The organism is Hymenobacter sp., from assembly GCF_035709525.1.
Taxonomy (GTDB): Bacteria; Bacteroidota; Bacteroidia; order Cytophagales; family Hymenobacteraceae; genus Hymenobacter.
This window is the reverse complement of record NZ_DASTEP010000025.1, coordinates 1-8,044: the sequence shown is the minus strand read 5'-3', so window position 1 is coordinate 8,044 and position 8,044 is coordinate 1. Positions and strand designations below refer to the sequence as shown.

General features: G+C 63.3%; 8 protein-coding genes. 5 read left to right on the top strand and 3 right to left on the bottom strand.

Features of this window, described 5'->3' with window-relative positions; all coding sequences use genetic code 11:
- Nucleotides 1–32 precede the first annotated feature (32 nt).
- Both VFO93_RS02330 and aroB read right to left on the bottom strand, forming a co-directional pair.
- On the bottom strand, nt 33–1,271 hold the full coding sequence (locus VFO93_RS02330; RefSeq protein ID WP_325132699.1) for a 3-phosphoshikimate 1-carboxyvinyltransferase: 1,239 nt from the start codon (nt 1,269–1,271) through the stop codon (nt 33–35).
- A 69-nt stretch (nt 1,272–1,340) separates the two neighbouring features.
- Nucleotides 1,341–2,384 carry a 3-dehydroquinate synthase gene (gene aroB / locus VFO93_RS02325; RefSeq protein ID WP_325132698.1) on the bottom strand — a complete coding sequence of 348 codons (1,044 nt, stop codon included), beginning with the start codon at nt 2,382–2,384 and terminating at the stop codon, nt 1,341–1,343.
- Nucleotides 2,385–2,540: 156 nt separating this feature from the next.
- On the opposite strand from aroB, the gene VFO93_RS02320 reads away from it, so the two are divergent.
- Nucleotides 2,541–3,008, top strand: a complete 468-nt coding sequence (locus VFO93_RS02320; protein WP_325132697.1) for a hypothetical protein — start codon at nt 2,541–2,543, stop codon at nt 3,006–3,008.
- 195 nt (nt 3,009–3,203) lie between these two features.
- Nucleotides 3,204–3,623 carry a hypothetical protein gene (locus VFO93_RS02315; RefSeq protein WP_325132696.1) on the top strand — a complete coding sequence of 140 codons (420 nt, stop codon included), beginning with the start codon at nt 3,204–3,206 and terminating at the stop codon, nt 3,621–3,623.
- 109 nt (nt 3,624–3,732) lie between these two features.
- Here VFO93_RS02315 and VFO93_RS02310 read toward each other — a convergent pair whose 3' ends face one another.
- Nucleotides 3,733–4,863 (bottom strand): chorismate mutase, encoded by a 1,131-nt coding sequence (locus VFO93_RS02310; protein WP_325132695.1) that lies wholly within the window; start codon nt 4,861–4,863, stop codon nt 3,733–3,735.
- A 162-nt stretch (nt 4,864–5,025) separates the two neighbouring features.
- On the opposite strand from VFO93_RS02310, the gene VFO93_RS02305 reads away from it, so the two are divergent.
- The 3 genes from VFO93_RS02305 (at nt 5,026) to VFO93_RS02295 (ending at nt 7,918) form a co-directional block, all read left to right on the top strand.
- Nucleotides 5,026–6,237 (top strand): proline dehydrogenase family protein, encoded by a 1,212-nt coding sequence (locus tag VFO93_RS02305; protein ID WP_325132694.1) that lies wholly within the window; start codon nt 5,026–5,028, stop codon nt 6,235–6,237.
- A 201-nt stretch (nt 6,238–6,438) separates the two neighbouring features.
- On the top strand, nt 6,439–6,819 hold the full coding sequence (locus VFO93_RS02300; protein WP_325132693.1) for a hypothetical protein: 381 nt from the start codon (nt 6,439–6,441) through the stop codon (nt 6,817–6,819).
- A 205-nt stretch (nt 6,820–7,024) separates the two neighbouring features.
- Nucleotides 7,025–7,918: a hypothetical protein gene (locus VFO93_RS02295; RefSeq protein ID WP_325132692.1), complete on the top strand. Its 894-nt coding sequence runs from the start codon at nt 7,025–7,027 to the stop codon at nt 7,916–7,918.
- The last annotated feature ends 126 nt before the right edge of the window (nt 7,919–8,044 follow it).

Genomic DNA, 8,044 nt, shown 5'->3' with positions numbered 1-8,044 from the left:
CCACGGCCGCGCCTTCACCTTTCTTCCAGCGTCTAGCTTCCCAGCCCTACCTTGGCCAGCTCGCGCCAATAGCTGGGGTACGACTTGCGCACCACACTGGGCTCCTCGATGGTGAGCGGCCCGCGCAGCGCCAGCGGCGCGGAGGCCATCGCCATGCGGTGGTCTTCGTAGGTAGCAACGGTCTGGCCGTTGACCTGGAAGTTAGTTGATTGAATCTCAAACACGCCCGGCGCTACCTCCACCATATCGCCGCCAAACTTGCGCAGCTCGTTTTGCAGCGCCGCGATGCGGTCGGTTTCCTTGATGCGCAGGCTCTGGAGGCCCGTCATCCGCAGGGGCACGGCCTGGGCGGCGGCCACCACGGCCACGGTTTGGGCCAGGTCGGGGCAGTCGGTGAAATCGAGCGGCTGGGCGAGCAGTTCGGCCGCGTCGAGTGGTGTTTGGGTGAGGCGGAAGCCCTCGGCAGTTACTTCAGTAGCTACCCCCAATGACCGCATAATATGCTGAATCACGTGGTCGCCCTGCCACGACTGCGCCCGCAGGCCCGGCAGCGTCACCGACGAGCCAACGGCTCCCAGCGCCACCAGCGCGTACCAGTAGCTGGCGGCCGACCAGTCGCTTTCCACCTCGTAGTCGGCCGGGCGGTAGCCGCCCGAGCGCGCTTCTACCAGGTCGGGCGCCAGCTCATCAGCAGTGCCGCCAAAGTGCTGCATCAAGCTCAGCGTCATGTCGATGTAGGGCCGCGAGCCTACCTCGCCCGTCAGGCGCAGGCGCAGGCCGGCGGGCAGCACCGGCCCCACCATCAGGAGCGCCGAAATGTACTGGCTGCTGATGTCGCCGCGCACGCTCAGCTCGGTAGCGGCGGCCGTGATGGCGCTGCCCTCAAACCGCAGCGGCGGGTAGCCTTCCTTTTCCACGTACTCGATGCTTGCGCCCAGCGCCCGCAGCGCATCTACCAGGATGGCGATGGGGCGCTGCTTCATGCGGGCCGCGCCGGTGAGGGTGCCGCGCCAGCCGCTCACGGCCAGGTAAGCCGTCATGAAGCGCATGACGGTACCCGCGTCTTCGGCGTCGAGCAGGTCGGTGTGGGTGGCCTGGCTTAGCAGGCGCTCCATCAGCACGGTGTCGTTGGCTTCGGAGAGATTGGTGAGGGTGCCGCCGCCGGCCAGCTTTTGCAGCAGCAGGGCGCGGTTGCTTTCGCTTTTGGAGGCGGGCAGGTGGGCGGTGCCTTGCAGCGGGCCGCCGGCCCAGGTCAGGGATATACTACTCATAAACAGCTTGTAAAACGGAGTGGCACTCCGTTTCCGCGTAAACAACGATAAACGGAGTGCCACTCCGTTTTACAACTCGGTATGATAATACTGCAAGCTCGCCGCCACCTCGGCCAGCGAAATAGGCTGGTCGAACACCCCGTGGCCCAGCCCGCACAGCAGGGTGCAATTAATCACCTCGCCCCGGTTTTTCTTGTCCTGCACGGCATAGGCCGCGATGGCTTCGGTCTCGAAGGTGATAAACGTAATTTTCCCGAATGCCGCGCGCACTACCGCCTCCACCTCGGCCAGTTCGCTGGCCGAGAGCAGCTCGCGCTGCACCGACAGCCAGCTTTCGCAGATGAGGCCGACTGCTACGGCTTCGCCGTGGCGCACCTCGCGGCCGGGCTGCGTGAGCAGGTAGCTTTCGAGGGCGTGGCCCACGGTGTGGCCAAAGTTGAGCAGCTTGCGCGGGCCGCTCTCGTGCGGGTCTTGCGCCACAATCTGCTCTTTCAGGGCTACCGAATGCGCGATGATGGGCGTCCAGTCGGCCACGGCCGCCACGTCGAGGGCGCGCAGCTGCGCAAAGGCCGCCGCGTCGGCGATGAGCGCGTGCTTGATGATTTCGGCGTAGCCAGAGCGCAGCTCGGCGGGCGGCAACGTGGCTAAAAATGCTGGCTCGATGAACACGCCGGCCGGCTCCTGAAACACGCCGATGTGATTTTTGAAGCCCTGGAAATCGACGCCCGTCTTGCCCCCTACCCCGGCATCGACCTGCGCCAGCAGCGTGGTCGGCAGCACGGCGCAGGTGAGGCCGCGCTTGTAGGTGGCGGCGCAAAAGCCGCCCAAATCGGTGACGACGCCGCCGCCCAGGCACACGAGCAGCGCGTGGCGGTCGGCCTGCTGGCGCGTCAGCCACTCCCACACCTGGGTGCAGGTAGCCAGCGTTTTGTACTCCTCACCGGCCTCGATGGTCAGTAGCTCGTGGGCGGGCAGGTGCGGTTGCAAGCGCGGGTAGCAGTCGCGGGCCGTGTTGCCGTCGGCCAGCACGAAAACGCGGCTCGGCGCGTTCTCGCGGATGAAGGCCACCAGCGCGGGCAGCGCCTGCGGGCCGATAACGGGAGGATTTTTCACGAACACCTGGCTTGCTTGAAACGTAGAACTTGCCGCAAAGAAACGGCTTCCCGCCCGGCATTTTTTGCGCAGCCCTGCAACCCGGCCGCCCGCCGCCGGCTCCTTTGCCCTGATTAGCGTTCTTTTCCTTTCCTACCCGCCTCACCTGCTTATCCCATGAAAAAAGCTCTGCTCCTGCTGCTTACGTCCGCGCTGCTCTCGGCCACCGGCTGCCAGCGCGAGGGCGACGAAGTACAGCCCAGCGGCTACGACGCACTGGCGCTCGAAAACGGCCATTGGGAATGGGAAGGCACCGCTTACCGCACCGGCCGGCGCACGCCGGCCACCGAGGGTTTCACGCGCCAGCTGGTGTTTGGGGCCGACAAGCAGCTTATTTTTCAGCACGATAGAAGGCTGAATAAGAAAGTTACCTACGCGCTCTCGATGGGCACGCTACCCAGCTGCCCCACGCCGAGCGGCACCGTGCCGATTATCAGCTACGAAACAGATTCGGACCTGCCCAACAACGACCGCAAAACTTACAGCATCACCAAAACGCCCGCCGGCCAAAGCCTAACACTGACCGGCGAAGATGCCTGCATCGACGCCGGCGCGACGGAAAGCTACCGCTGGGTGAAGGAGTAGCCGCCCGGCTAAAATCCGGCACCAAAAATGCGTTAGCCCTGCTGAGCTTGTTGCGGCAGGGCTAACGCATTTTTCGCTTTCGGCGTAGTTGAGGCGGGCTGCCAGTTTTTCGCCGGCTGTCCGCTCATCGTGAGGCAAGCTCGTCGGCCGAAGAGCGAAAAGCCGGCAGCCCGCCCCAACTACCACAAATTTCAAATGAATCAGTTCCTCTCCCTTTGCAGCCTCGGGCTGCTGCTCGGCGCGGCCGCTGGCTGCCAGCGCACGCCCCAGGCCACGGCCGCCGCGCCCGGCACCGCTCTCACGGGCACCTGGCGCCTCACCAACTACCAGTGCCACTGCCCGCCCGGCCACCCCGTGCCCGACGAAGTGCTGACGCTCGACGCCAGCCGGCATTTTCGCCTGATGCGCGACAAAAAGCTGGCTGCCGAAGGTACCTACGCCACTAGCACTGGCGCTAGCTGCGGCGGTGGCAGCCCCGAGCCCATTATTACCCTCATGCCAACTGACGCCGATGCTTACGCACCCAAAGGTGCCTACACGCTAGAGGGCAGCACGTTAGTTATCGACCAGTGCAGCGCGGCCGATGGGCCAAAGTACACTTACACGCGGCAGTAGTAAGCATCTGTCATTGCGAGCGTAGCGAAGCAATCGCACCTGAGCGGAACCCGAACGGCGCGGCTCAACAGGTGCGATTGCTTCGCTACGCTCGCAATGACAGTACGCGTTACAGGCCTGGCCCTAAGTTCACCGGCCCATCTACCGGCCGGCCATTCAGTACCTCCGTTTGCTTGCGGATACTTTCGATGTGGATGAGCTTGTAGAGCTCGCCCACAAATTTCTCGTCGATGTTGAGCTTGCGGCCCCACTCGGGGCGGGTTTTGAAGATTTCCTGCCAGCGCTCCAGCTGCAAAATCTTCACGTTGTTTTCCTTTTTATACTCGGCCAGCTCCTGAATGAGGGCCATGCGGCGGGCCAGCATTTCGAGGATTTCGTGGTCGGCGGTGTCCATTTTCTGGCGCAGCTCCTCGGCCTTGTTCAGGTAGTCGGCGTTGTTGCTGGAGCGGTAGCGGTAGTTTAATTCGCTTAGAATCTGCTGCAAGCGAACGGGCGTTACCTGCTGGGCGGCGTCGGAGAGGGCGTGGTCGGGGTCGGGGTGCGTCTCGATGATGAGGCCGTCGTAGTCGAGGTCGAGCGCCTTTTGGGCGATGGGCAGCAGCAAGTCGCGCGAGCCGCCGATGTGGCTCGGGTCGTTGATGAGCACGAGGTCGGGGCGGCGGGTTTTCAGCTCAATCGGGATGGCCCAGGTGGGCGCGTTGCGGTAGCGCGAGGGCGCAAACGTGCTGAAACCCCGGTGAATAGCCGCAATATCACGGATGCCCGCCCGCTCCAGCCGCTCGATGGCCCCAATCCAGAGCGCGAGGTCGGGGTTGACGGGGTTTTTCACCATCACGGGCTTGTTGGTGCCGGCCAGCGCGTCGGCCAGCTCCTGCACCGCGAAGGGGTTCACGGTGGTGCGCGCGCCTATCCAGAGCACGTCGATGTCGTGTTTCAGGGCCTCTTCCACGTGCTTGGGCGTGGCTACCTCGATGGCCATCGGCAGGCCGGTTTCGGCCTTGGCGGCTTGCAGCCAGGGCAGCGCAGCAGTGCCCATGCCCTCGAAGCCGCCGGGCTTGGTGCGCGGCTTCCAGATACCGGCGCGGTACATATCGGCCTGGCCGGCCGCCTTGAGGGCGCGGGCCACGGTGAGCACTTGTTCTTCGGACTCGGCCGAGCAGGGGCCGGCGATGATGAGGGGTTGGCCCTTCTGGGCCAGCCGACGGGTGAAAAACGTGTCGGCGGGAGCGGTATTTTCCATTGCGTGTAGGGTAAGCTTTAGCTTGCCGGGCGCTAGTGTAGCATGACGGTGGCAAGCTAAAGCTTACCCTACATTAACCCCCGCAGGCCGAACGCGGTTTTCGCCCCCTACGTTACCTTCGTAGTTCGCTCTCCCTCCCTGGCTTTTATCCCGCATTTTCGCATGGCTACCCCGTCCACCGTTCCGGCCCCGCCCGTGGCGCCTATCTCCTTCGAAGACACCCGCATTGCCTTCGAGGCCAAGTCCGACGCCGAGCTGCGCAAGATGTACGCCCTGTTCGCGGCCATGAACAACGGCAGCCTCGTAAAAATGGGCAGCGGCCTGATGCAAACGGCCCTGAAATTTAGTTTTCCGGGCACCAAGTTTCTCATCAAGAATTCCATCTTCCAGCAGTTTTGCGGCGGCGAAACCATTCAGGAGTGCAAGCCGGTGATTGCCGAGCTGGGCAAGTACCACATCGGCACCATCCTCGACTACTCGGTAGAAGGCACCGGCAATGACCAGAGCTTTGACCGCACCCGCGACGAGATTCTGGCCACCATTGCCCTGGCCGCTACCACGCCCAACATCCCGTTCTCGGTGTTCAAGGTTACGGGCCTCATGCCCACAGTTTTGCTGGAAAAAACCCAGGCCGGCACCGCCTTGTCGGCCGACGAACAGGCCGCCTTTGAGCGCGGCCGCCAGCGCCTCGATGCGCTGTGCGCCAGCGCCCACCAGCACGGCGTGCGGCTGTTTGTGGATGCCGAGGAAAGCTGGTTTCAGCAAACCATCGACGACCTGGCCGAGGACATGATGCGCCGCTACAACGAGGAGCGCGCCATCGTCTGGAACACCTACCAGCTCTACCGCCACGACCGCCTGGAGGCGCTGCAAGCTGCCCACGACCGCGCCGTGCAGCAGGGCTACTACCTGGGCGTGAAGCTAGTACGCGGCGCGTACATGGAAAAAGAAGCCCGCGTGGCCCAGCAGCGCGGCTACCAGAGTCCCATCAACCCCAGCAAGCAGCACACCGACGACCTCTACAACGAAAGCCTACGCTACTGCGTGCAGCACGTCGACCGCATCAGCATCTGCGCCGGCACCCACAATGAAGCCAGCTCGCTGCTGCTCACGCAGTTGATGCAAGAGGCCGGCCTCGCCCCCGGCGACGAGCGCGTGTGGTTTGCCCAGCTCTACGGCATGAGCGATAACCTCAGCTACAACCTCGCCCACGCCGGCTACCACACCGCCAAGTACGTGCCCTACGGCCCCGTGGAGGCCGTGATGCCCTACCTGCTGCGCCGCGCTAATGAGAACACCGCCATCGCGGGCCAGAGCAGCCGCGAGTTTTTGCTGATTCAGAAGGAGCTGCGCCGCCGCCAGGGCCGGGCTTAATCCGGCGCGGCCCGCCCGACTGACCAAATAAAACCGGACGCCGACGCAACGCCGGCCCGATTTTTGGTATCCTCCCCTAGACTTAATTTGCGGCGGGCCACTTGGTTACAATCCGCTCCTACCCGCTGCTTCGTAGAGTGTAAGGCGCGGGGCGCTTTCTTTGCGCAAGCCGTTGAGCTTTACACCTTCTTCTTTCTCTGCATGATTAGCCGCCTTCGCCACTACCTCATTCGCTACGCCCGGCAGCAGGCGGGCACGGTCAGCTACCTCACGCTGGTGCAAGAGTCCGAGCTGGGCTTGAACCTCGACATCTCGCACGAAAAATCGCGCCTCAACGAAATGCTGGCCGAAATTTCGACCGAGGAGCACGCCGCCGGCCGCCCCTTGCTGAGCGCGCTGGTGCGGGTGCCGGGCTCGAAGGGGCAGGGCGATAATTTTTATAAGCTGTGCGAGCGCCTGGGCTACGGCGAGTGGCGCGCGCTCAAGCAGGACGAGGAATTTCTGAAAGGCCTGATAAAAGACTGCCGCGAATTCTGGCAGCAGGAGGTCAATTACGAGCAGTACGCGCTCAATGAGGCCTAAGCGCTGCATTTGTAGTAGTTAGGCATTGGCTTAGCAAGATTTGCCCCGGCTCCGGCCGGGGCTTTTTTTGTGCCCAGTGGCCCGAATGTTATACCCCAGCTTGACGCTTTAGGACGCAACCCGCCTTTCGCTTGCCCCGTTTAGAGATCACGAAGCCGGGCATTTTGCCGGGCTCACTTTCACACTAACCCACTCCCTCTTTCCGATGAGCACCAACGATGAGCGCAACCCGATGAATACCGGCACTGGTGCCGGCTCTAACTACGGCACCAGCAACACCGGCACCGGCCTCGGCAATAGCGGCAACCTCAGCACCGACCGCACCACCTACGGCGCAGGCACCGACTACAACGCCACCCAAAGCGGCGCTGCCGCTGCCGCCGACGATGTAAACACGACCCCTACTGACTCGCAGCCCGGCGATGACTACAGCGCCACCGCCAAAGGTGCCGCAGTAGCTGGCAGCGCTGGCGCAGCTGTAGGCCGCGGCATCGATGCCGTGCAAAACACCACCGACCGCGCCGCCCACGCCGTGAAAGACGCTTTCACCGGCGACAACGATAGCTACAACAACGACTACCGCGAAGGCAGCACCACGAGCGGCATCTTCCGCGACCGTAGCAGCGCCGAGCGCGCCTACCAGTCGCTGCACGAGCGCGGCTACCACAAAGACGACGTACATCTGATGATGTCGGACGAAACCCGCGATACGCACTTCGCCCACAACCACGAGCACACTGAACTGGGCGACAAGGCGATGGAAGGCGCGGGCGTGGGCTCGGCCATCGGTGGCACGGCCGGTGCTATCATTGGCGCTATCGCGGCCATTGGCACGTCGGTAGCCTTGCCGGGTTTGGGCCTGATTATCGCTGGCCCGCTGGCCGCTGCGCTGGCCGGTGCTGGTGCCGGTGGTCTCACGGGTGGCCTGGTAGGCGCGCTGGTAGGCTCGGGCATCCCCGAAGAGCACGCCGCCGAGTACGAAGAAGGCATCAAAAACGGCGGTATCGTGATGGGTGTGAAACCGCGCAACGCCGAAGATGCCAAGTACTTCGAAGAACAATTCCGCAGCAACGATGCTGACAAAGTATACCGCTACTAAGCGGCCTTGCTTTAGGTTAGAAAAAGCCTCTCCCAGCCGGGAGAGGCTTTTTGCGTTAATACTATCGTGATGTACTGGCTTACCGCAGTTTCGGCATCAGTATACAGGTGGCGGGTGTAGAGACGC